Origin of the sequence: Pseudomonas sp. USHLN015, assembly GCF_037153275.1 — a bacterium.
In the GTDB taxonomy this organism is placed as follows: Bacteria; Pseudomonadota; Gammaproteobacteria; order Pseudomonadales; family Pseudomonadaceae; genus Metapseudomonas; species Metapseudomonas tohonis.
Genome location: NZ_JBBCKP010000012.1, coordinates 81,444 through 103,297 on the forward strand (window position 1 = coordinate 81,444; position 21,854 = coordinate 103,297).

21 protein-coding genes are annotated in these 21,854 nt (G+C 68.2%); 14 read left to right on the forward strand and 7 right to left on the reverse strand.

Annotated elements, in window-relative coordinates; translation table 11 throughout:
* The first annotated feature begins 8 nt into the window (after positions 1–8).
* On the forward strand, positions 9–740 hold the full coding sequence (locus WFQ67_RS24125) for an isoprenylcysteine carboxylmethyltransferase family protein (protein WP_337058418.1): 732 nt from the start codon (positions 9–11) through the stop codon (positions 738–740).
* 253 nt (positions 741–993) lie between these two features.
* Here the strand turns inward: WFQ67_RS24125 and WFQ67_RS24130 are convergent, their stop codons facing one another.
* The 4 genes from WFQ67_RS24130 to WFQ67_RS24145 form a co-directional block, all read right to left on the reverse strand.
* Positions 994–2,619 (reverse strand): methyl-accepting chemotaxis protein, encoded by a 1,626-nt coding sequence (locus WFQ67_RS24130; protein ID WP_337058420.1) that lies wholly within the window; start codon positions 2,617–2,619, stop codon positions 994–996.
* A gap of 204 nt (positions 2,620–2,823) precedes the next feature.
* The gene (gene fabB, locus WFQ67_RS24135; protein WP_111263461.1) at positions 2,824–4,041 is read right to left on the reverse strand and encodes a beta-ketoacyl-ACP synthase I; all 1,218 of its coding nucleotides are present in this window, start codon (positions 4,039–4,041) and stop codon (positions 2,824–2,826) included.
* An 11-nt stretch (positions 4,042–4,052) separates the two neighbouring features.
* Complete coding sequence (gene fabA, locus WFQ67_RS24140) at positions 4,053–4,568, reverse strand: 3-hydroxyacyl-[acyl-carrier-protein] dehydratase FabA (RefSeq protein WP_021220691.1); 516 nt, start codon at positions 4,566–4,568, stop codon at positions 4,053–4,055.
* 206 nt (positions 4,569–4,774) lie between these two features.
* On the reverse strand, positions 4,775–6,703 hold the full coding sequence (locus tag WFQ67_RS24145) for an ATP-binding protein (protein ID WP_337058421.1): 1,929 nt from the start codon (positions 6,701–6,703) through the stop codon (positions 4,775–4,777).
* Positions 6,704–7,033: 330 nt separating this feature from the next.
* Here WFQ67_RS24145 and WFQ67_RS24150 point away from each other — a divergent pair, with 330 nt between their 5' ends.
* The 13 genes from WFQ67_RS24150 to WFQ67_RS24210 all read left to right on the forward strand — a co-directional run bounded on the left by WFQ67_RS24150 (position 7,034) and on the right by WFQ67_RS24210 (position 18,809).
* Positions 7,034–8,056: an NAD(P)H-dependent glycerol-3-phosphate dehydrogenase gene (locus WFQ67_RS24150; protein WP_111263463.1), complete on the forward strand. Its 1,023-nt coding sequence runs from the start codon at positions 7,034–7,036 to the stop codon at positions 8,054–8,056.
* 30 nt (positions 8,057–8,086) lie between these two features.
* A complete protein-coding gene (locus WFQ67_RS24155; protein ID WP_111263464.1) occupies positions 8,087–8,434 on the forward strand; it encodes a DUF4389 domain-containing protein in 348 nt (115 codons plus the stop codon).
* On the forward strand, positions 8,431–8,895 hold the full coding sequence (sixA, locus tag WFQ67_RS24160; protein WP_213629236.1) for a phosphohistidine phosphatase SixA: 465 nt from the start codon (positions 8,431–8,433) through the stop codon (positions 8,893–8,895). Before WFQ67_RS24155 ends, sixA begins: the two co-directional genes overlap by 4 nt.
* Before the next feature lie 24 nt (positions 8,896–8,919).
* Positions 8,920–9,354 carry a hypothetical protein gene (locus WFQ67_RS24165; RefSeq protein ID WP_111263466.1) on the forward strand — a complete coding sequence of 145 codons (435 nt, stop codon included), beginning with the start codon at positions 8,920–8,922 and terminating at the stop codon, positions 9,352–9,354.
* Between the two features lie 254 nt (positions 9,355–9,608).
* Positions 9,609–11,276, forward strand: coding sequence for an AMP-binding protein (locus WFQ67_RS24170; RefSeq protein WP_337058422.1), 1,668 nt, complete (start codon positions 9,609–9,611; stop codon positions 11,274–11,276).
* A gap of 55 nt (positions 11,277–11,331) precedes the next feature.
* Positions 11,332–11,775, forward strand: coding sequence for a hotdog fold thioesterase (locus WFQ67_RS24175; RefSeq protein WP_111263468.1), 444 nt, complete (start codon positions 11,332–11,334; stop codon positions 11,773–11,775).
* Positions 11,776–11,851: 76 nt separating this feature from the next.
* On the forward strand, positions 11,852–12,661 hold the full coding sequence (locus WFQ67_RS24180) for a helix-turn-helix transcriptional regulator (RefSeq protein WP_213629238.1): 810 nt from the start codon (positions 11,852–11,854) through the stop codon (positions 12,659–12,661).
* Between the two features lie 112 nt (positions 12,662–12,773).
* The gene (locus WFQ67_RS24185; RefSeq protein WP_111263470.1) at positions 12,774–13,583 is read left to right on the forward strand and encodes an alpha/beta fold hydrolase; all 810 of its coding nucleotides are present in this window, start codon (positions 12,774–12,776) and stop codon (positions 13,581–13,583) included.
* Positions 13,580–14,443, forward strand: coding sequence for an alpha/beta fold hydrolase (locus WFQ67_RS24190; protein WP_111263471.1), 864 nt, complete (start codon positions 13,580–13,582; stop codon positions 14,441–14,443). The genes WFQ67_RS24185 and WFQ67_RS24190 overlap by 4 nt, the downstream gene beginning before the upstream one ends.
* Positions 14,444–14,493: 50 nt before the next feature.
* On the forward strand, positions 14,494–15,156 hold the full coding sequence (locus WFQ67_RS24195) for a glutathione S-transferase family protein (protein ID WP_337058423.1): 663 nt from the start codon (positions 14,494–14,496) through the stop codon (positions 15,154–15,156).
* 8 nt (positions 15,157–15,164) lie between these two features.
* Positions 15,165–15,983, forward strand: coding sequence for a DUF4892 domain-containing protein (locus WFQ67_RS24200; RefSeq protein ID WP_337058424.1), 819 nt, complete (start codon positions 15,165–15,167; stop codon positions 15,981–15,983).
* A 75-nt stretch (positions 15,984–16,058) separates the two neighbouring features.
* Positions 16,059–17,132 carry an AI-2E family transporter gene (locus WFQ67_RS24205; protein ID WP_337058425.1) on the forward strand — a complete coding sequence of 358 codons (1,074 nt, stop codon included), beginning with the start codon at positions 16,059–16,061 and terminating at the stop codon, positions 17,130–17,132.
* 153 nt (positions 17,133–17,285) lie between these two features.
* Positions 17,286–18,809 carry a YdgA family protein gene (locus tag WFQ67_RS24210; RefSeq protein ID WP_337058426.1) on the forward strand — a complete coding sequence of 508 codons (1,524 nt, stop codon included), beginning with the start codon at positions 17,286–17,288 and terminating at the stop codon, positions 18,807–18,809.
* Positions 18,810–19,051: 242 nt separating this feature from the next.
* On the opposite strand, the gene WFQ67_RS24215 is transcribed toward WFQ67_RS24210, so the two are convergent.
* The 3 genes from WFQ67_RS24215 to WFQ67_RS24225 form a co-directional block, all read right to left on the reverse strand.
* A complete protein-coding gene (locus WFQ67_RS24215) occupies positions 19,052–19,849 on the reverse strand; it encodes an EF-hand domain-containing protein (protein ID WP_337058427.1) in 798 nt (265 codons plus the stop codon).
* Positions 19,850–19,961: 112 nt separating this feature from the next.
* Positions 19,962–20,987 (reverse strand): ATP-binding protein, encoded by a 1,026-nt coding sequence (locus WFQ67_RS24220; protein ID WP_442969624.1) that lies wholly within the window; start codon positions 20,985–20,987, stop codon positions 19,962–19,964.
* Positions 20,987–21,736, reverse strand: coding sequence for a response regulator (locus tag WFQ67_RS24225; RefSeq protein ID WP_337058471.1), 750 nt, complete (start codon positions 21,734–21,736; stop codon positions 20,987–20,989). Before WFQ67_RS24225 ends, WFQ67_RS24220 begins: the two co-directional genes overlap by 1 nt.
* Positions 21,737–21,854 lie beyond the last annotated feature (118 nt).

The following is a 21,854-nucleotide window of genomic DNA, read 5'->3' on the forward strand; positions in this document are numbered from 1 at the left end:
ACCGCATCATGAACAGCACACTCGGACGTACCGCGACTTTCACCTTCGGCGTTATCAGCTACCTGGTCTTTCTCGCCGCGTTCATCCTTTCCATCGCCTTCGTGGCCAATCTCCCCTGGGCACCGGCCCGTCTCGACGGCGAGCCGTTGCTGTCGCTGGGCTGGGCACTGGCCATCGACGCTGCGCTGCTCGTCGCTGCGGGCCTGGTGTACCGGGTGAGCCGCGGCGCCGCCCAGAGCGCGCGGGTGCTGCTGGGCAGCCTGGCGACGCTGGCGTTGCTGGCGCTGTGGCAGCCGCTGGGCGGCGAGCTGTGGCGGGTCGAAGGGGCGGCGCTGCGCCAGGTGCTGGCGGCGGCCTTCGGCCTGGGCGGGGCGTTGCTGCTCTACGCGGTGCTGCTCGGTGACCAGTTGGCGGCGAGCGGTCTGCACGCCGCTGCACGGCGCCTGTTCGGCCTGGCCGAGGAGGGACGCGAGGAGGCCCGCGAGGAGTGGCGCCGCCAGCGTCGCGATGCATCGAGCCTGGGTGTGCTGCTGCTGGCCTGGGCCACGCCGGAACCGAGTGCCGTTCACCTGGCGCTGGCGCTGCTGGCGAGCCTGGCGGTCTACCTGGCCTGGCGCCGTCCGCTCGCCGGGCTGCCGGTGGAGGGCCGCATCGAGCCGCAGGCCATCCGCTCGCAGCGCCTGCTGCTGGTGGCCTCGCGCAAGGCGGGGACGCCGGTCGACCCGATGCGGGCGGCCTGAGGAGCGCTCGGATCGCCTCCAGCGGGTTGCCGGGAGCATTCGGGGTGGGCTTCGCTGCGCTCTACACACCCGACGGCAGGCGTTCATCCTGCTGGGTGCCCGATCGAATCGTCGCAGACGCCCCGGGGACGTGGTTTCCCAGGCTCGAATGAAGGGGCTGTGGAAACGAAAGAACCCCATCGCCGCGAGGTGATGGGGTTCTTCGTTTGCAGCCTGCCCTGCGCCTCCCTGGCGGCGGGCCATGCGGGTGCGATCATACGGTGAAGCGGGCCACCATGCCGTTGAGTTCGACGGCCAGGCGCGACAGTTCCTGGCTGGCGGCGGCGGTCTGGTTGGCGCCGGTGGCGGTCTGTACCGAGATGTCGCGGATGTTCACCAGGTTGCGGTCCACTTCGCGGGCGACCTGGGCCTGTTCTTCGGCAGCGCTGGCGATGACCAGGGTGCGTTCGTTGATCTGGCCGACCTGCTCGGTGATTTCCACCAGGGCGCGGCCGGCGGCTTCGGCGATCTCCAGCATCTGCCGGGCGCGCTGGTCGTTCTGGTTCATGGCGCCGACGGCTTCACCGGTGCCGCTCTGGATGCTGCCGATCATCTGTTCGATCTCGCGGGTGGATTCCTGGGTGCGGTGGGCGAGGGCGCGTACCTCGTCGGCGACCACGGCGAACCCACGGCCCTGCTCGCCGGCGCGGGCGGCCTCGATGGCGGCATTGAGCGCCAGCAGGTTGGTCTGCTCGGCGATGGCGCGGATCACGTCCAGCACCTTGCTGATGCTTTGCGCGCGGTCGGCCAGCCCCTCGACCAGGGTGGAGGTGTGGGCGACTTCCTGGCTCATGCTGCGGATCGCCTGGACCGTCTGCTGCACGCGGTCGCGGCCGGACTGGGCGGATTCCTCGGAGGCGCGCGAGGCGTCGGAGGTGGAGCTGGCGTTGCGCGCGACCTCTTCCACGGCAGCGGTCATTTCGTTGACGGCGGTGGCGGCCATCTCGATCTCGTCGTGCTGGCGGGTGAGGGAGCGGTTGCCTTCCTCGGTCACCGCGTTGAGCTCTTCGGCGGCGGAGGCCAACTGGGTGGCCGAGTTGCCGATCTGCTGGATGGTGCCGCGCAGCTGTTGCTGCATGCGCTGCAGGGCGGTGAGCAATTTCGCCGGCTCGTCGTTGCCGGCGGTGTCGATGCGCCCGGTGAGGTCGCCGCTGGCGACCACGCCGGCCACCAGCACGGCCTCGCCCAGCGGCACGGTGATGCTGCGGGTGAGGGCCCAGGCGAGGGCGACGGTGACCAGCGCGGCGATCACCAGCACGCTGATGACGGCGGTCGTGGCGCTGGCGTAGTCCTCGTCGGCCTTGGCGTTGGCGGCGTCGGCGCCCTGGGTGTTGTAGTCGGAAAGTTCGTTGAGTGCCTTGAGGGTGGTGCGGTAGTTGTCCAGCAGCGGGCCCTGGACCAGTTCGGTGGCGGCGGCCACTTCGCCGGCATTGGAGAGGGCGAGGAGCTTGTCGACGCCCGCGATGAAGCCTTTCTTCTCCTGCTGGTAGCGCTCGAAGAGCTGTTCGTCGCGGCCCGGGTCGATGCCGGCCTTGTAGGTGTCTTCGGCCTTGCCGAGCTGGGCGATGATCTCGCGCGTGCGTTGTTCGAGGAACTGCTTGGAGGGGGTGTCCGAGGCCAGCACGTGGCCGAGCTGGACCTGGCGCAACTCGGTCAGGGACAGGTTGATCTGGGCGATGGTGCGGACGCTGGGCAACCAGCTCTGGCTGATCACGGTGGAGGCGTCGTTGATCACCGACATGCGGTTGAGCGAGAACAGGCCGGTCAACACCAGAAGCAAGGTGATGATGGCGAAGCCGAAAGCCGCGCGTGGCGCGATGGGGAACTGGCGCAGGAACATGGGTCACTTCTCCGGGGGGCTGCGGTACGAACCAGGGAGGCTCGGAAAAAGTATAGGAAGCCCTCTGGGATACGCGTGAACTTCACCGCTGCGCTGGGCTTCGGAGCTTATGGAACGGAGGACTTTCCATGGTCCTGACGCAACCATGCCCGTATCGAACGATACGGGCATGGTGGGTGTTGCGTTCGCCTAGCGGCGCGGGTTTCAGGCCGAGAAGCGCTTGAGCACCAGGGTGGCGTTGGTGCCGCCGAAGCCGAAGCTGTTGGACATGATGGTGTCCAGCTTGGCGTTCTCGCGGGTCTCGCGAAGGATCGGCAGGTCGGCCACTTCCGGGTCCAGCTCGTCGATGTTGGCGGAGCCGGCGATGAAGTTGCCTTCCATCATCAGCAGGCAGTAGATCGCCTCGTGCACGCCGGCGGCGCCCAGGCTGTGGCCGGACAGGCTCTTGGTGGAGCTGATGGCCGGGGCCTTGTCGCCGAACACTTCGCGCACGCCACGGATCTCGGCGACGTCGCCGACCGGGGTGGAGGTGCCGTGGGTGTTCAGGTAGTCGATCGGGGTGTCGACGGTGGACAGCGCCTGCTGCATGCAGCGGATCGCGCCTTCGCCGCTCGGGGCGACCATGTCGTAGCCATCGGAGGTGGCGCCGTAGCCGACGATTTCCGCGTAGATCTTGGCGCCGCGCGCGAGGGCGTGCTCCAGTTCCTCGACCACCACCATGCCGCCGCCACCGGCGATGACGAAGCCGTCACGCTTGGCGTCGTAGGCGCGGGAGGCCTTCTCGGGGGTGTCGTTGTACTGGGTGGAGAGGGCGCCCATGGCGTCGAACAGGCAGCTCTGGCTCCAGTGTTCTTCTTCACCACCGCCGGCGAAGACCACGTCCTGCTTGCCGAGCTGGATCTGCTCCATGGCCTGGCCGATGCAGTGGGCGCTGGTGGCGCAGGCGGAAGAGATGGAGAAGTTCACGCCCTTGATCTGGAAGGGGGTGGCCAGGCACGCGGATACGGTGCTGCCCATGGTGCGGGTCACGCGGTATGGGCCGATGCGCTTGACGCCCTTCTCGCGCAGGGTGTCGATGGCTTCCATCTGGTTGACGGTGGAGGCGCCGCCGGAGCCTGCGATCAGGCCGGTGCGCGGGTTGGAGATCTGCTCGGGTTGCAGGCCCGAGTCCTTGATCGCCTGTTCCATCGCCAGGTAGGCGTAGGCGGCGGCGTCGCCCATGAAGCGGAAGATCTTGCGATCGATCAGCTCTTCGAGGTTCAGGTCGACCGAACCGGAAACGTGGCTGCGCAGGCCCATTTCGGCATAGGACGGGTTGTGGCGGATGCCGGCCCGGCCTGCACGCAGGTTGGCGGAAACGGTTTCCTTGTCATTGCCCAGGCAGGAAACGATGCCCAGGCCAGTGATCACGACACGACGCATGCGGATAACCCTTAAAAACTGTCAGTGGAAGTGAACAGGCCGACGCGGAGGCCTTCGGCGCTGTAGATCTCGCGGCCATCGACGCTGACGGTGCCATCGGCGATGCCGAGGATCAGCGAGCGGCTGATGGTGCGCTTGATCTGGATGTTGTAGGTGATCTTTTTCGCGGTGGGCAGGATCTGGCCGAAGAACTTCACTTCGCCCGAACCCAGGGCACGGCCGCGGCCGGGGTTGCCCTGCCAGCCGAGGTAGAAGCCGACCAGTTGCCACATGGCATCCAGGCCCAGGCAGCCCGGCATCACCGGGTCGCCTTCGAAATGGCAGGCGAAGAACCACAGGTCCGGATTGATGTCGAGCTCGGCGACGATTTCGCCCTTGCCGTACTTACCGCCGGTTTCGCTGATATGGACGATGCGATCGATCATCAACATGTTGGGGGCGGGCAGTTGCGCATTACCGGGGCCGAACAGCTCACCGCGACTGCAGCGCAGCAGGTCTTCCCGGGAATAGGCGTTTTGTTTGGTCATGCGAGCTCCTCAATGGTCCCCGTGCAGGGCTTGGCATTTCGTCCACACTGCCGCGCGCACAGGCGTCGAATCAGCAGACTAGTCATAGACTGTTGCGTTGCGGTGAAAGTCACAGAGTACAGTCGTTCACTTGTTCAAGGACGCTTGCGCCGTTGTTGCGGGCCCTTTCCGGCGCAAGCCTGCCGCACTTTAGCACTGTTGCCCACTCACCGAAGGTCGGGGGGGCAATCCGCCGCGCCACCCAGCCAGCGCTGCAGGACGCGCTGCAGGTCGGCCCGCTTGAAGGGCTTGGCGAGGTAGTCGTTCATGCCCGCGTCCAGGCAGGCTTCGCGGTCGCCCTGCAGGGCGTTGGCGGTGAGGGCGATGATCGGCGTGCGGGCACCCCCATTCATCTTGCGAATCTGCCGGGTGGCTTCGTAGCCATCGAGCACCGGCAGGCGGCAGTCCATGAGGATCGCCGAGAAGTGCTGGCGCGAGGCGCTCTGCACCGCCTGGGCGCCGTCGCCCACCAGGCTGACGCGGTAGCCGAGGCTGCGCAGCATGGCCTCTATCACCGTCTGGTTGACCGGGTTGTCCTCCACCAGCAGCACCTGCTGGCCGCTGCCGTTGGTGGTGTCGCCGGTGCTGCCCTCGCTGGCGCGGCGCTCCTGCTGGCGGAACGGCAGTGGGATTTCCAGGGTGAATATGGAGCCACGGCCTTCGAGGCTCTCCGCGCGCAGGGTGCCGCCCATGCGTTCGGCCAGGGTGCGGGCGATGGGCAGGCCGAGCCCGGTGCCGCCGTAGCGTCGGGAGATGGAGCTGTCGGCCTGCTGGAAGGCGTCGAACATGTGCTCCAGGCGTTCCGGCGGGATGCCGATGCCGCTGTCGTGCACGGCGCAGGTGAGCCACAGCACCTCGTCGTCCAGCGGCTGCCACTGGGTGAGGACGCGGATGCCGCCGTCCTCGGTGAATTTCAGGGCGTTGCCGACCAGGTTCACCAGGATCTGGCGGATGCGCGTCGGGTCGCCTTGCACCTCGATCTGCTCCAGGCCTTCCTGGGTTTCCAGGGTCAGCGCCAGGCCGCGCTGCAGGGCGCTGTGCTGGAACACCTGCACCGAGCCCTGGACCAGCTCCAGCAGGTTGAAGGAGATGCGTTCCAGTTCCAGTGCGCCGCGTTCGATACGCGAGAAATCGAGAATGTCGTTGATCACCTTGAGCAGGTGCTCGGTGGATTCGGCAGCCAGCGCGGCGTACTCGGCCTGTTCGCGGTTCAGTTCGGTTGTTTCAAGAAGTTGCAGCATGCCCAGGACGCCGTTCATGGGGGTGCGCAGTTCGTGACTCATCATCGCCAGGAAATCGGATTTGGCACGGTTGGCCTGCTCGGCGTCCTCACGTGCGCTGATCAGTTGGTCGATGGCCTGCTGCTGCTCGCGGCTGGCCTTGGCCAGGCCGTTGGCGAGGTTGTTGATGTGTCGCGCCAGGTCGCCCAGCTCGCCCTCGTCCACCACCGGCAGGCTGGCCTGGTAGTTGCCGCCCTGGATGGCCTCGACCGCCTCGCCCATGGCGCTGATCGGCTGCGACAGGCGGGTGGCCAGACGCCGCGCCAGGAGGAAGGTGAGCACCAGGGCGAACAGCGCCAGCACGGTGGCCTTGAGAAGGATTTCCTGCTGCCGGCTGCTGAAGGCGTCGTTGGACATGCCCACCACCACGCGACCCAGGTAGCCGGTGGCGAGCTTGCCGTTGCTGCGTTCGCTGTGGAACAGCGCCTCGCTGTCCAGCTTCATCTGCTGCATGCGGATCGGCGCGTGGAACACCTCAACCTGGGCCCCGGCCTTTTCCAGGCTGCCGGGCTGTTCGACGTAGACGAGGATGTTGTCTTCACGGTCGCGCACTTCGAGGAAGCGCACGTGCGGGGTGTCCAGGGTCGCCTTGAGCAGGCCTTCGAGTACCGGCAGGTTGCCGGCGATCACGCCGTATTCGGCGGCTGGCGCCAACTGGTTGGCGATCAGCTGGCCGGTGTGGTTCAGCTCCTGGCGCAGGTCCTGCAGGCGGGCGAAGGTGAAGAAGCCGGTGAGCAGCAGCGTCAGCAGCAGGGCCGGGCCCAGGCTGATCAGCTGCGTGCGGGTGTGGATGTCCCAGCCACGGCGCAGGTTCATCGGCAATCCCAGAGGCAGGTGCCCGGTGCGGCGGCGGTGGAGAAGAGGAGGGGGGCTGGGCGGCGGATCATCCGTGTGCCTCGTGACAGGCTCGTCCATGGAAAAGATGAATGCATGGGAAACTCTAGCTGGGCCTGCGCTCTGGTCGAATGGCATCCGTCGTGGCGGGTTGGGCACCCCGTTCGTCCGACGTGGTCATGGAAGGCTGAATTGTCGTGCCTGGGTTCACACTTGACCAGTGGCAGATGCCTCGTTTGAGACTGGCTGGTCGCTCGGCCCTCCGTATAATGCGCGCAACCGCCATCCCCGATGGCTCTACATGGACTGGTTATGACTCAACAGCAATCGATCGCGGTGCTGGGCGGCGGCAGCTTCGGCACCGCCATCGCCAACCTCCTGGCCGAGAACGGCAAGAGCGTGCAGCAGTGGATGCGCGATCCCGAGCAGGCCGAGGCGATCCGTGCCAACCGCGAGAACCCGCGCTACCTCAAGGGGGTGAAGATCCACCCCGGCGTCGAACCCACCACCGATCTGGATGCGGTGCTCGCCAGTTGCGAGCTGATCTTCGTCGCCATCCCCTCCAGCGCATTGCGCAAGGTGCTCGAACCGGTCGCCGGCCAGTTGAAGGGCCGCATGCTGGTGAGCCTGACCAAGGGCATCGAGGCGCAGAGCTTCCTGCTGATGAGCCAGATCCTCGAAGACATTGCCCCCGAGGCGCGCATCGGCGTGCTCTCCGGCCCCAACCTGGCCCGCGAGGTGGCCGACCACGCCCTCACCGCCACCGTGGTGGCCAGCGAAGACACCGAGCTGTGCCAGCAGGTGCAGGCTGCCCTGCACGGCAAGACCTTCCGCGTCTACGCCAGTGCCGATCGCTTCGGCGTCGAGCTGGGCGGTGCGCTGAAGAACGTCTACGCGATCATCGCCGGCATGGCCGCGGCGCTGGGCATGGGCGAGAACACCAAGAGCATGCTGATCACCCGCGCGCTGGCGGAGATGACCCGCTTCGCCGTGAAGCTCGGCGCCAATCCCATGACCTTCCTCGGCCTGGCCGGCGTCGGCGACCTGATCGTCACCTGTTCCTCGCCCAAGAGCCGCAACTACCAGGTCGGCCACGCCCTGGGCGAAGGCCTCAGCCTGGAAGACGCGGTGGCGCGCCTGGGCGAGGTGGCCGAGGGCGTCAACACCCTCAAGGTGCTCAAGGCCCGTGCCGAGGAGCTGCAGGTGTACATGCCGCTGGTCGCTGGCCTGCATGCCATTCTTTTCGAGGGGCGTACGCTGGCCCAGGTGATCGAGGCGCTGATGCGCGCCGAACCCAAGACCGACGTCGACTTCATTCCCACCAGTGGCTTCTGAGCCCCGCCAACTTCGGACAAGGAGATTCCCATGAGTGATGAGCGCGAAGACCTGCAGCGGGAGTCGATCCTGCTGCGCGTGTTGTGGATGCTGATCTTCGTCGTCGTCTGGCAACTGGCCGAGATCGTCCTCGGCGTGGTGGTCCTGGCGCAGCTCGGCTACCGGGCCTTCTACGGCGCGCCCAGTGGCGGCCTGATGGGGTTCGGCGACAGCCTGAGCCAGTACCTGGCGCAGATCGGCCGCTTCGGCACCTTCAATACCGAGGAAAAGCCCTGGCCCTTCGCCGACTGGCCCACGCCGCGCCCGCCGGAAGGCGAGGCCGCCCACGTGGTGCCGCCGGCCCCGCACCCCGCGCGCGACGAAGAGCCCAAGCTGTGAGGCTGTGGTTGCTGCGCCACGGTGAGGCCGAGCCCCGCGCGGCCACCGACGCCGAACGCCCCTTGACCCGCAATGGCCGCCAGGAAGTGCTGCATGCCGCCGCACGCCTGGCCGGTCGACCGCTGCAGGCCATCATCGCCAGCCCCTACCTGCGTGCCCAGCAGAGTGCCGAACTGGTGCGCGAGGCGCTGGATTTCCCCGGCGCGCTGGTGACGCAGCCCTGGCTGACCCCGGAAAGCGACCCGCGTGAAGCACTCGCGCGACTGGCCGAGCGGGAGGAGGGCGAGCTGCTGCTGGTGACCCACAATCCCTTCGTCGGTGAACTGGCGGGCCTGCTGATCCACGGTCATCGCCAGCAGCCGCTGCCCCTGGGCACCGCCAGCCTCGTCGAGCTGGAGGGCGACATGGCCCTCGCGGGCCTGATGGAGCTGCGCTCCCTGCACCACGCACACCGGACCTGACCCCCGCCCCAAGGACGACCCCCAATGCTCAGACGCATCACGCTCCGCGCCCTGATGGCGCTCGCCACCCTGCTGCCCGGTTCCACCCTCCTGGCGGCCGACAACCCGGACCCTTCCTTCTTCGTCGGCAACTACTGGATCGTCGGTCGCGACCTCGACACCGGCAAGCCCTACACCGGCGAGCTGGACATCTACCAGGACGAGGGCGAGCTGTCCCTGGCCTGGACCGTGGGCGAGGAGAGCTGGACGGGCAAGGCGCACTTCGAGAACTCCGAACTGGTGGACGGCGCCTCGGGACTGCGCATCGACTTCAAGCGCAACGGCAAGGAGTACCAGGGCACCATGCTCTGGCGCACCGACTGGGACAACTATGCGCGGGTGTCCGGGTACATCTACCGGCCCGGGCAGCAGACCGACAAGCCCGGGCTCGAGGCCTGGTTCGTCTCGCCGTCGAACTGATGGGCGCTCCTGCTCCGGAGCACTCGGCCCGCCCTGTGGTGGGCCCGCCCGTGTAGGGCGATTGCGGTCGCCGAGCGGCGCGTAGCGCCGCCGCCTGTTCCATCATTTCCCGCTGCAACCCCCGCCCCAGAGGCTCTCGGAGCCTGTGTCCGAGCCCGATACATTTCTTAACTTGCGCCGCTTCCTACTGCGTGGAATATTCGCCCAAGCAAGTGCTTGGTTGTCCCCAGAAAAACAAAAAAGGAGGAGGCCCTGTGGCTGATGCAGTCCGTTTGCCGCTCGATATGTTCTTCGAGCGAGAGGCACGTCACCCCAACAAACGCTACCTGGTCCAACCGCTGTCCGGCGGCAGGGTCGAGGAGTTGACCTGGGGCGATGTCGGCGACCAGGCGCGACGCGCCGCCAGCTGGCTGAGAGGGCGTGACCTGCCTCCCGGCAGCCGCATCGCCATCATTTCCAAGAACTGTGCTCACTGGATAGTCGCCGACCTCGCGATCTGGATGGCCGGGCACGTTTCCGTTCCCCTCTACCCCAACCTCACCGGCGAGTCCGTGCACCAGGTGCTGGCGCATTCGGAGACCGCCCTGGCCTTCATCGGCAAGCTGGACGACTGGCCCGCCATGGCCGGTGGCATTCCCGAAGGCGTGGCCACCATCGCGCTGCCGATCCACCCCGAGGGGACCTTCGACTACCAGTGGAGCGAGTTGCAGGCGCAGACGCCGATCCGCGACAACCCCAGGACCGCCGCCGAGCAGCTGGCCACCATCATCTACACCTCCGGCACCACCGGGACGCCCAAGGGCGTGATGCAGAGCTTCGGCAACTTCGCCTTCGCCGCCGGCCACGGTGTCGACCTGTTCAAGACCGGTGAAGACGACCGCCTGCTGTCCTACCTGCCGCTGTGCCATGTGGCCGAGCGCATGTTCGTCGAAATGGCCTCGCTCTATGCCGGGCAGACGGTGTTCTTCGCCGAGAGCCTCGACACCTTCCTCGAAGACCTCAAGCGCGCCCGTCCCACCGCCATCTTCGGCGTGCCGCGCATCTGGACCAAGTTCCAGATGGGGGTCTACGCGAAGATGCCGGCGCAGAAGCTCGACCGCCTGCTCAAGCTGCCGATCATCGGCCGCATCGTCGGCCGCAAGGTGCTCGCCGGGCTCGGGCTGGACGCCGTGCGCGTGGCCTTGTGCGGCGCCGCGCCGGTGCCCGAGGCGCTGCTGCACTGGTACAAGCGCCTGGGCCTGGACGTGCTCGAGGTCTACGGCATGACCGAGAACTGTGGCTACTCCCACGTGTGCCGCCCGGGCGAGCAGATGACCGGCTGGATCGGCCGCAACAGCCCCGGTGTCGAGGTTCGCATCAACGACGATGGCGAGGTGCAGGTGCGCAGCGGCGCCACCATGCAGGGGTACTACAAGGACCCGGAGAAGACCGCCGAGACCATCACCCCCGACGGCTTCCTGCGCACCGGCGACAAGGGCGAGCAGGACGCCGCCGGCAACCTGCGCCTCACCGGGCGCATCAAGGAAATCTTCAAGACCAGCAAGGGCAAGTACGTGGCCCCGGCCCCCATCGAGAACCGCCTGGCGGTGCATACCCGCATCGAGCAGGTGTGCGTGGTGGGCGATGGCCTGCCGCAGCCGATGGCGCTCTGCGTGCTTTCCGACGTCGGTCGCCAGGAAGCCGCCAACGGCACCCGCGCCGAGCTGGAGGGCAGCCTGCGCGAGTTGCTGGAGCAGGTGAACGAGGCGCTGGACAAGCACGAACGCCTGCTCGGCCTGGTGCTGGTGAAGGAGGTCTGGGCGGTCGACAACGGCTTCCTGACGCCTACCCTGAAGATCAAGCGCAACGTGGTGGAGGGCACCTACGGATCGCGCTTCCCCGAATGGATCGAGCGCCGCCAGGCGGTGCTCTGGCACGAGTGACCCCTGACCGCCGGGAGCCCTGGCCACCCCGGCGGCATTCTTGCGAGGAGCCGACATGAGCCTGTGGCGCCAGACCCCCGATCTCGAAAAACTCAATGCATCCCAGCAAGGCACCATCGGCGGCCTGCTGGACATCCGCTTCGAAGCCTTCGACGACGAATCGATCACCGCCAGCATGGTGGTCGACAGCCGTACCCACCAACCCTACGGCCTGCTCCACGGCGGCGCCTCGGTGGTGCTGGCCGAGAGCCTGGGCTCCACCGCCAGCTACCTGTGCATCGACACCAGCCGCTTCTACTGCGTGGGCCTGGAGGTCAACGCCAACCACCTGCGTGGCCTGCGCAGCGGCCGCGTCACCGCCGTCGCCCGTCCCGTGCACCTGGGCCGCACCACCCATGTGTGGGACATCCGCCTCAGTGGTGACGACGGCAAGCCCAGCTGCATCTCGCGCCTGACCATGGCCATCGTGCCCCTGGGCGAGCAGCCGCCGAAGGGGTGATCACGCGGCGTAGATTCCCGGCAGTCGCGCAATTTCATCCAAGCCGATCACCCCGCCACGCGCTAGAGTGGCGCCCATGGAGCGCATCAGTCATATCGTCAGCGGCCTGCCCGGCGTCCGCCTGATCGATGCCGAGTACCGCGATTTCGCCTTTCCCCGGCACTTCCACCTGGAGTACCACGTGGGCCTGCTGCTGAACGGGCGGCAGCGTTTCGTCTGCCGGGGCGAGTCGCGCCTGGCCGGGCGCGGCGACGCGCTGCTGATGGCGCCGGAGCAGATCCACGATGGCGCCAGCCAGGGCGGGGAGGGCTATCACATCCGCGTGCTGGCCATCGAGCCGCAATGGCTGGATGAAGCCAGCCGCGTGCTCAGCGATGGTCGCCAGGGGGCGCCCCGCCTGACCAGCGCGACCCTGCGCGACCCCACGCTGCAGGCGCGCCTGCAGGCCGTGCACGCAGGGTTTCTCGGCAACTCCCGCCTGGCCCTGGAGAGCCTGCTCTGGCCGGCGCTGGCCTGCCTGCTCGGGCAGGGCTCGACGCTGCGGGTCAGCGAGCCCGCCCAGGGCTTCGACACACGCACCTGGCAGCGCCTGCGCGAGTGGCTGGAGTCGCGCCTGGAATCGCCGCCGTCCCTGGAGGAGCTGGCGGCCTTCTGCGGCCTCAGCCCCTGGCAGGCGCTGCGGCGTTTCCGCCAGCACTGCGGCCTGCCGCCCCACCAGTGGCTGACCCAGCTGCGCCTCGAACGGGCCCTGCCGCTGGTGCTGCGTGGCCAGCAACCGCTCAGCGACGTGGCCCTGCAGCTGGGCTTCTACGACCAGGCGCACTTCTCCCGGCTGTTCCGCCGCACCTACGGCGTGCCGCCGGCACGCTTGCGCACGCTGGGTTGAGGGCCGTCCGCTGCTGTGGCAATAGCGCCATCATCACTGGCAGTTACGGTCATTGCCGGGGGCGCCGGGCTGCCGGAAAATCCCCGGCAGTCCACCCACAGCCGGCATCGCCATGTCCCAGACGATCTTCTTCGCCCATGCCAACGGCTTCCCGTCGGCCACCTATGCCAAGCTGTTCCAGGCGCTGGGCCCGGACTTCCGCATCCGGCACCTGGACCAGCACGGCCATGACCCGCGCTTCCCGGTCAACGACAACTGGGAAAACCTGGTGGACGAGCTCATCCACCACCTCGAGGCCCACGGCGAGCCGGTGTTCGGCGTCGGCCACTCCCTCGGCGGCGTGCTGCACTACCACGCGGCACTGCGCCGCCCGGACCTCTACCGCGGCGTGGCGATGCTCGACTCGCCGGTGCTGACCCTGGCCGACCGCATCGTCATCCGCGCGGCCAAGCGCTTCGGCTTCATCGACCGCATCACCCCGGCCGGCCGCACCCTGGGCCGGCGCGAGGAGTTCGCCGACCTCGACGAGGCGCGCCTGTACTTCTCCGGCAAATCCCTGTTCCGCCGCTTCGACCCGGACTGCCTGGAAGCCTACGTGCGCCACGGCTTCACCGAGACCGGCAGCGGCCTGCGGCTGAAGTTCGACCCGGCCACCGAGATCAGCATCTACCGCAGCGTCCCGCACAACAGCCCGGGCCGCCCGCAGCAGCTCGAGGTGCCCCTCGCGGTGGTGCGCGGCCGCCACAGCCGCGTGGTGCTGCCCCATCACGCACGCCTGGTCAAACGCGTGCCCAAGGGGGAGTACCTGTCCCTGCCGGGCGGCCACATGTTCCCCCTGGAGCGCCCGCAGGACACCGCCGAACTGCTGAGGAACCTCTTCAACCGCTGGGAAGGCCAGCGCACCGACCGGGAGCACGCATGACCGCGCACGTCGAGGAAATCCGCCTGAACCTGCCCCACGTCGAACTGGCGGCACACATCTTCGGGCCCGAGGACGGCAAGCCCGTGCTGGCCCTGCACGGTTGGCTGGACAACGCCATGACCTACGCGCGCCTGGCGCCGAAGCTCCAGGGGCTGCGCATCGTCGCCCTGGACTTCGCCGGCCACGGCCATTCCGGGCACTACCCGGCCGGCTCCAGCTACCAGCTGTGGGAATACGCCGAGGACGTGTTGCTGGTGGCCGAGCAACTGGGGTGGGAGCGCTTCTCGCTGATGGGCCACTCCCTCGGCGCCATCGTCTCGGTGCTGGTGGCCGGTTCCCTGCCCGAGCGCATCGAGCGCCTGGCGCTGATCGACGGGCTGATTCCCTACACCGGCGAGGCCGACAGCGCGCCCAAGCGCCTGGGTGATGCACTGAAGGCGCGGCTGGCGCTGCGCGAGAAGCGCAAGCCGGTGTACACCGACGTCGAGCGCGCGGTGGAGGCGCGCATGAAGGGCGTGGTGGCGGTGAGCCGCGAGGCCGCCGAACTGCTCGCCAACCGTGGCCTGATGCCGGTGCCCGGCGGCTACACCTGGCGCACCGACATGCGCCTGACCCTGCCGTCGCTGATGCGCCTGACCTTCGCCCACGCCACCGAGTTCGTCCGCGCGGTACGCTGCCCCACCTCCCTGGTGCTGGCGGAGCAGGGGCAGATCCGTGCCGAGCCGCGTATCGCTGAACTGCTCCAGGGTCTAGGCTTCGACGTGCACTACAAGCCGGGCGGCCACCACCTGCATCTCAATGACGAAAGCGGCGCCCAGGCGGTAGCAGACTGTTTCAATAGCTTCTTCGCCTCGCCTTGACTTGATCGGGGCAACCGGGAAGGCTGGGCGCCTTCCCAAGGAGAGCCCGGATGATCGATCTCTATACCGCTGCCACGCCCAACGGGCACAAGGTCTCCATCGCCCTCGAGGAACTGGGCCTGTCCTACCGGGCCCACGCGCTGTCCTTCGAGCGCAAGGAACAGAAGGCGCCATCCTTCCTGGAGATCAACCCCAACGGGCGCATCCCCGCTATCGTCGACCGTGATGAGGGGGACTTCGCCGTGTTCGAGTCCGGCGCCATCCTCCTCTACCTCGCCGAGAAGACCGGCCGGCTGCTGCCCGCCGACGCCAAGGGCCGCTCCGTGGCCATGCAGTGGCTGATGTTCCAGATGGGCGGGGTCGGGCCGATGCAGGGCCAGGCCAACGTCTTCTTCCGCTACTTCCCGGAAACCCTCCAGCCGGCCATCGACCGCTACCAGCACGAGACCCGCCGCCTCTACGAGGTGCTCGATTCGCGTCTGGCGCTGGTGGAATACCTGGCCGGCGACTACGGCATCGCCGACATCGCCACCTTCCCCTGGGTGCGCCTGCACGACTGGGCCGGCGTGTCGGTCGAGGGCCTCGTCCACCTGCAGCGCTGGCTGGCGGCCATCGAGGCCCGGCCTGCCGTGCAGCGTGGCCTGCAGGTGCCCAGGCGCCAGGAAACCGCCGAGACAGTGGTCAAGTCCGCCCAGTCCATGTTGATTCGCTAAGGATGCGCATGCGCTCTTTCATCGTTACAGGCCTGTTCCTGGCCGCGTCCCTTCAGGCGATCGCGGTGCACGCCGCCGACCTGCCCGACAGCCACGACCTCAGCGCGCTGCCGCGCTTCCCCCACGCCGAGATCGTCGACTTCAAGGAAGCCGGCGACCAGGAGCGCATCTACCCGCAAGGCTCGATCCGGCGCATCAGCAACCAGCTGCGCTTCGAGCAGAAGATCGACGCCCAGGGCCGGCAGACCTCGGTCACCTACCTGCTGCCCAGCGGCCATGGCTCGGGCGAGGCCTTCGACAACGCCCGGGTCGCCCTGCTCGACAAGGGCGCCGTGCCCCTCTACTGGTGCCAGGGCCGCGACTGTGGCTCCAGCAGCCTGTGGGCCAACTCGGTGTTCGGCAACGCACGCCTCTACGGACCGGACGAGCAGCAGGCCTACTTGCTGGTGCGCCTGGCCGAACCGCAGCAGGACAGCCTGCTGGCGCTGTACGCCATCACCCGGGGCAACCGCCGCGCCTACCTGCACGCCGAGCAGCTGGATTCCGCCGCGCCCCTGGGCGAGATCCTGCCCACGCCCGCCACCCTGATGCGCGAGCTCAAGAGCAGTGGCGAACTGCACCTCACCGGCCTGCCGGAGGTGCCCACGCCTGCCTGGGCGACCCTGCTGGCGCGCTGCCTGAACCTCGACAGCACCCTGCGCATCAGCCTGTCCGGCGCGGGCGGCGAAGCCTGGCGCCAGGCCCTGGTGGAGCAGGGCGTGCGCGCCACGCGCCTGGAGCTGGGCGAAAACACCGCCGAAGGCCTGCACCTCGCGTGGCTGCGCTGAAGCGCAGCGTCCATGCTTGTCATCCGTGGCGCCCGTCGGCGCCACGGTCGCGTTTTGCCACGGAGTGCCCCGTTCATGCTGAATAACGATCGCCTGCTGGTGCAGATACTGCTGCTCGCGTTGCTGGGCGCCTGCATCTGGGTGCTGGCCCCTTTCTGGTCGGCGCTGTTCTGGGCGGCCGTGCTGGCCTTCGCCAGCTGGCCGCTGATGCGCCTGCTCACGCGGCTGCTGGACGGACGCGTGTCCACGGCTGCGGGGCTGCTCACCGCCGGCTGGATGCTGCTGGTGGCGGTGCCGCTGGTGTGGATGGGCTTCAACCTCGCCGACCACATCCGCGATGCCACAGAACTGGTCAAGAACGTCCAGGTGGAAGGCCTGCCGCAGCCACCGGAATGGCTGGGCGAGCTGCCCCTGGTGGGTGAGCGCCTGGTGGCGCTGTGGCAGCGGGTCGACGCCCAGGGCGCGGCTTTCTTCACCAGCCTCAAGCCCTATATGGGCCAGGCCGGCAACTGGATCCTGGCGCGCAGCGCACAGATCGGCGGCGGCATGCTGGAACTGGCCCTGAGCCTGGTGCTGGTGTTCTTCTTCTACCGCGACGGCCCGCGCATGGCGCTGTTCGCCGAGCGTGCCCTGGAGCGCCTGATCGGCGAGCGCGCACCGCACTACCTGGAACTGGTGGCCGGCACCGTGCAACGGGTGGTCAACGGCGTGATCGGCACCGCCGCCGCACAGGGCCTGCTGGGGCTGATCGGTTACTGGATCGCCGGGGTTCCGGGGGCGCTGGTGCTGGGCCTGGCCACCTTCGCCCTGAGCCTGATTCCGATGGGGCCGCCGCTGGTCTGGGTGCCCGCCACCGCCTGGCTGTTCTGGCACGGCGACTACGGCTATGGAGTGTTCCTGGCGATCTGGGGCTTTTTCATCATCAGCGGCGTGGACAACGTGCTCAAGCCCTACCTCATCAGCCGTGGCGGCAACCTGCCGCTGGTGGTGGTCCTGCTCGGCGTGTTCGGCGGCATCCTCGCCTTCGGCTTCATGGGCCTGTTCCTCGGGCCGACGCTGCTGGCGGTGGCCTACAGCCTGATCTCCGACTGGATCGGCCGGCCCCAGCCGCTGGTGATCGACAAGCTTGACGGGCCCGGCCCGCACTGAACGTCGACTGGCCAGCAGAACCGCAGGCCGCCGCTTGGAGGCGCGATGGCGCAGTGATAGCCTTTGCGCCGCATTTTTCCGCGCCGCTTTGCATCGGCCCCGCTTGCGGATGCAGGGAAGCAACATTCACATGGATACTCCGCGAGTCGAACAATGAGCAAAACCGTAAAGATCGCCCTGGGCGCAGTCGTCGCCATCGCCGCTGTTTCCGCCGCGGGGGCCTGGTACACCGGCACCCAGCTGCCCGCCGTGCTGGACACCTCCATCAAGGAAGCCAATGCGCAGCTTAAGCTGTCCGCGCCGGCCTTCGGCACTTCCGCCTCGATGGAGCTGGTCTCCCTCGAACAGGGCCTGTTCAGCAGCACCGCCCATTACCGAGTGCGCGTCGGCGAGGAAGGCCAGGGCCTGGAGCTGTTGTTCGTCGACAACATCGAGCACGGCCCCTTCCCGGTGTCGCGCCTGAAGGCCTTCAAGCTGGCGCCGGTGATGGCCGCCAGCAACTACGCCCTGGAGTCCAGCCCCAGCGTCGAGAAGTGGTTCGCCGCCAACAAGGGCGCCGCGCCCCTGGTCGGTGACGTCAGCATCGGCTACGACCGCTCCATGAGCGGCAGCCTGGCCCTGCTGCCCCTGGAGATGCAGATGGACGACGAGTCCCACCTGAGCTTCTCCGGCCTGAACCTGGAGCTGCGCAGCGATGCCGGCGGCAGCAGGGTCGCCGCCATCGGCACCATGGACAGTCTCAAGGTCGACGCCGTCTCCGAGCAGGGTGAGCAGGTGCACGTCCTGTTCCAGGGCCTGTCCCTGGCCAGCGACCAGAGCCGCTCCACCAGCGGCCTGTACGTGGGCAAGAGCGATTTCACCCTGAAGACCGCCAACGTCATCGTCGGTGAAAACCCGGGCGTGCAGCTCACCGACCTGGCCCAGCGCCAGGACACCCGCGAGAATGGCAGCAACATCGAAGGCAGCCTGATGCTCGATGCCGGCAGCATCAGCTACGCCGACAAGCCCATCGGCAGCGCGCAGATGCTCTGGACCATGAAGAACCTCGACTCGGTCGCGCTGAAATCGCTGGCCGACTTCTACGGCGCGCTGTACCAGCAGGTCGGCCAGGCTGGCGACTCTGGCCTCGGTGAGCTGACCGAAGCGCAGCAGGAGCAAGCCAAGGCCGACCTCGTCAAGCTGCTCGAAGGCAAGCCGCAGTTCGCCCTGGAGCGCCTGAGCCTGAAGACCGCCAACGGCGAGAGCCGCTTCAGCCTGGCCATGCAACTGGCCAAGCCGGCGTCCTTCGACCTGCCGCCGGACCAGATCGCCCGCGAAGCCATCACCAGCCTCGACCTGGACCTGAGCCTGTCCAAGCCGATGATCAGCGACCTGGTCAGCGTGCAGGCGGTGCTCCAGGGCCAGGAAGACCAGGAAGCCATCGCCCAGCAGGCCTCGATGACCACCGAGATGGCCAGCGGCATGATGCTCTCCACCCAGCTCGTGGCCCTGGAAGGCAATGACATCCGCGCCCGCCTGCACTACGCCGACGGCCAGGTGGAGTTCAACGGCAAGAAGATGACGGTCGAGGAGTTCGCCGGCCTGGTCATGGCCAGTGCCGGTGGCCTCGGCGGCGCCATGGGCGGCGAGCAGCCGGCCTTCCCGGACGAAGAGATCCCGATGCCGACCGAGGAATAATCTTCCCACGGCAATCCCCAAAGGGCCGGTCGCCATAAGGCGCCGGCCCTTTTTCATGGGCGAAATACCGCCTTGTAGGATGGCGTAGAGCGCAGCGAAACCCATCGATTCGGAGCCTCCAGCCACATCGTGTACACCGGCTGACACATCGATTCGAACCCACCATCGGGCTGATCGCCGAAGCAAAGAGCCGGCCACTGCGCGTGAGCGCAGCGGCCGGCTTTCCTTTCGCGGGGCGGGCCTCAGGCGGCGATGCTGAGCTGGCTGCCGACACGGGCCTCATAGGTGCCGGCGCTGCTCTCGTATTGCTTGAGCAGGGCGGCGGCGAGGCGGGCATAGACGTCGTCGCTGCTGGCGGTGGTGCTCCCGGAGTCACCCTGTTCGCCACTGCCGGCCTGGCTGAACAGGCTGCCCAGCTCGTCCTGGCTGATGCTGCCATTGCCATCGGCGTCCAGGGCGCTGAACAGCTCCTCGCTGTTGCCGCCGAAGCCACCGGCCGGCGGTGGGGGAGGTGGCGGGGCGAGGGCGGCGGTTTCGTCGACGTCGAGGCTGCCGTCGCCATCGCTGTCGAGGCTGGCGAACAGCTCGCTGCTGTCGATGCCGCTGTTCTCGCCCAGGGCGCTGCTCAGCTCGCTTTCGTCGATGGCGCCATTGCCGTCGGCATCCAGCTCGGCGAACAGGTCCTCGGGGTTGGCACCGCCACGCGGCGGTGGCGGGGGCGGGGTGAGGGCGGCGGTTTCGTCGAGGTCGATGGAGCCGTCGCTGTTGGCGTCGAGCTGGGCGAACAGCTCGTCGATATCGACGGTGATGCCGCTGTCGCCTTCCTTGGCGTTGGCCAGCGCGGTGCCGAGTTCGTCCTTGGCGACGCTGCTGTCGCCATTGCTGTCCAGCAGGCTGAACAGTTTCTCCTGCAATTTCGATTGTCCCGAGGCGCAGCCGCCACTGCTGCTGGTGCCGCTGGCGGTGCTTTTCGAGGAGAGCGCCGAGCCGTAGCCGCCGTAGCTGCTGTAGCCCGAGTAACCACTGACGCCACTGATCATGGGAGTCACTCCTGTGCGTGATGGCAAGGCCGGAGTGGGTTCTCCGGTCCTCGTAGGTTCAGGCGCAAGCGTGTCGGGGGTTTATGCGCTTTGTATCGGCACGGAGACAGGGTCAGGCGCGGGGGATGGTGAGGGTGGCCAGCAGGCCGCCGCCGGGATTTTCGCCCAGGACCAGGTCGCCGCCCTGGCGCCGTGCGGCCTCGCGGGCGATGGTCAGGCCCAGGCCGACGCCACCGGAGCTGCGGTTGCGCGAGCCTTCGAGGCGGAAGAAGGGTTCGAACACCGCTTCGCGCTGTTCCGGGGCGATGCCGGGGCCGTGGTCGCTGACGCAGATGCGCACCTCGGCGGGGCCGTCTTCCAGGCGGATCAAGGCATGCCCGGCGTAGCGCAGGGCGTTCTCCACCAGGTTGCTGATGCAGGAGCGCAACGCCATGGGCTGGGCCCGCAGGGGCGCGCACTGGCCTTGCGCGCGCACGTCGGCGCCGCGGTCCTGGGCGTCTTCGGCCATGGATTCCACCAGGGCCTGGAGGTCGAACATCTGCAGGGCTTCGTCGGCGCGTTGCTGGTGCAGGTAGCTGAGGGTGGCGTCGAGCATGGCGACCATCTCGCCGAGGTCCTGGTCCATGCGCTGGCGCAACTGGGTGTCCGTCACCTGCTCGGCGCGCAGCTTGACCCGGGCGATGGGCGTGCGCAGGTCGTGGGAGACGGCGGCGAGCATGCGGCTGCGCTGGGCGACCTGCTCGCGGATGCGCTGCTGCATCAGGTTGAAGGCGTGGGCGGCCTGGCGCACCTCGCGCGGGCCTCGCTCCTCCAGGGGCGGGGCCTGGAGATTCTCGCTGAGGCGGTCGGCGGCGCTGGCCAGGCGCTGGATGGGCCGCGACAGCACGCGGGCGCCGTACCAGGCGGCGACGATGAGGGTCAGCAGCTGGAAGGTCAGCGGCACCAGCGGCCCGCCGAACAGCGGGCGCGGAGGCGGGGGCTGCCGGGGCGGCGGGCCCTCGGCGGCGTTCTGCGGTGGCGGCTGGGGCGGTGGGTTGCCGTACTGCTGGAACCAGAGGAAGGCCAGCAGGTGGGCGAGGACGATGGCGGCCAGGAAGATGCCGAACAGGCGTGCGAACAGCGAGTCGGCCTGGCGCATCAGCCGATCTCCCGCGCGTCGAACAGGTAGCCCTCGCCGCGCACCGTCTTGATCAGGCGCGGGGACCGGGGGTCGTCGCCAAGCTTCTGCCGCAGGCGCGAGACGAGCAGGTCGATGCTGCGGTCGAAGGCTTCGATGGAGCGGCCCCGGGCGGCGTCCAGCAGCTGTTCGCGGCTGAGCACCCGGCGTGGGCGCTCGAGGAAGACCCAGAGCAGGCGGAATTCGGCGTTGGACAACGGCACCACCATGCCCTCGGGGGATTGCAGCTGGCGCAGCACGCCGTTCAGGCGCCAGGTGTCGAAGCGGATGCTGGCGCGCTGGTCGGCACGCAGGCCTTCGCGGTCGTCGCGCACGCGACGCAGGATGGTCTGGATGCGCGCCACCAGCTCGCGTGGCTCGAAGGGCTTGGCCATGTAGTCGTCGGCGCCCAGTTCCAGGCCGATGATGCGATCGGTGGGCTCGCAACGGGCGGTGAGCATGAGGATCGGGATGTCGGATTCGCTGCGCAGCCAGCGGCACAGGGAGAGGCCGTCTTCACCGGGCAGCATGAGGTCCAGGACCACCACGTCGAAGGGGGAGTCGGCCAGCGCTTCACGCATCGCCTCGCCGTCGTCCACGCCCACCGCCTCGATGTTGAAGCGAGCGAGGTAGTCGCAGAGCAGGTCGCGGATCGGCACGTCGTCGTCCACCAGCAGGGCGCGGATGTTCCAGCGGCGGTTGTCGAGGGGGGCGGGGGCTTGGTTGTGCATGGGTGTGTTGCCATCTGGCGGGTCGACCGGGCCGGTGGACCCCTGTTCTTCGCGTCTGGCGGCGGGCGTCGAGCGGCGGACCGTGGGCATCCATCGGGCGCATCCTACTCCGCCGTCC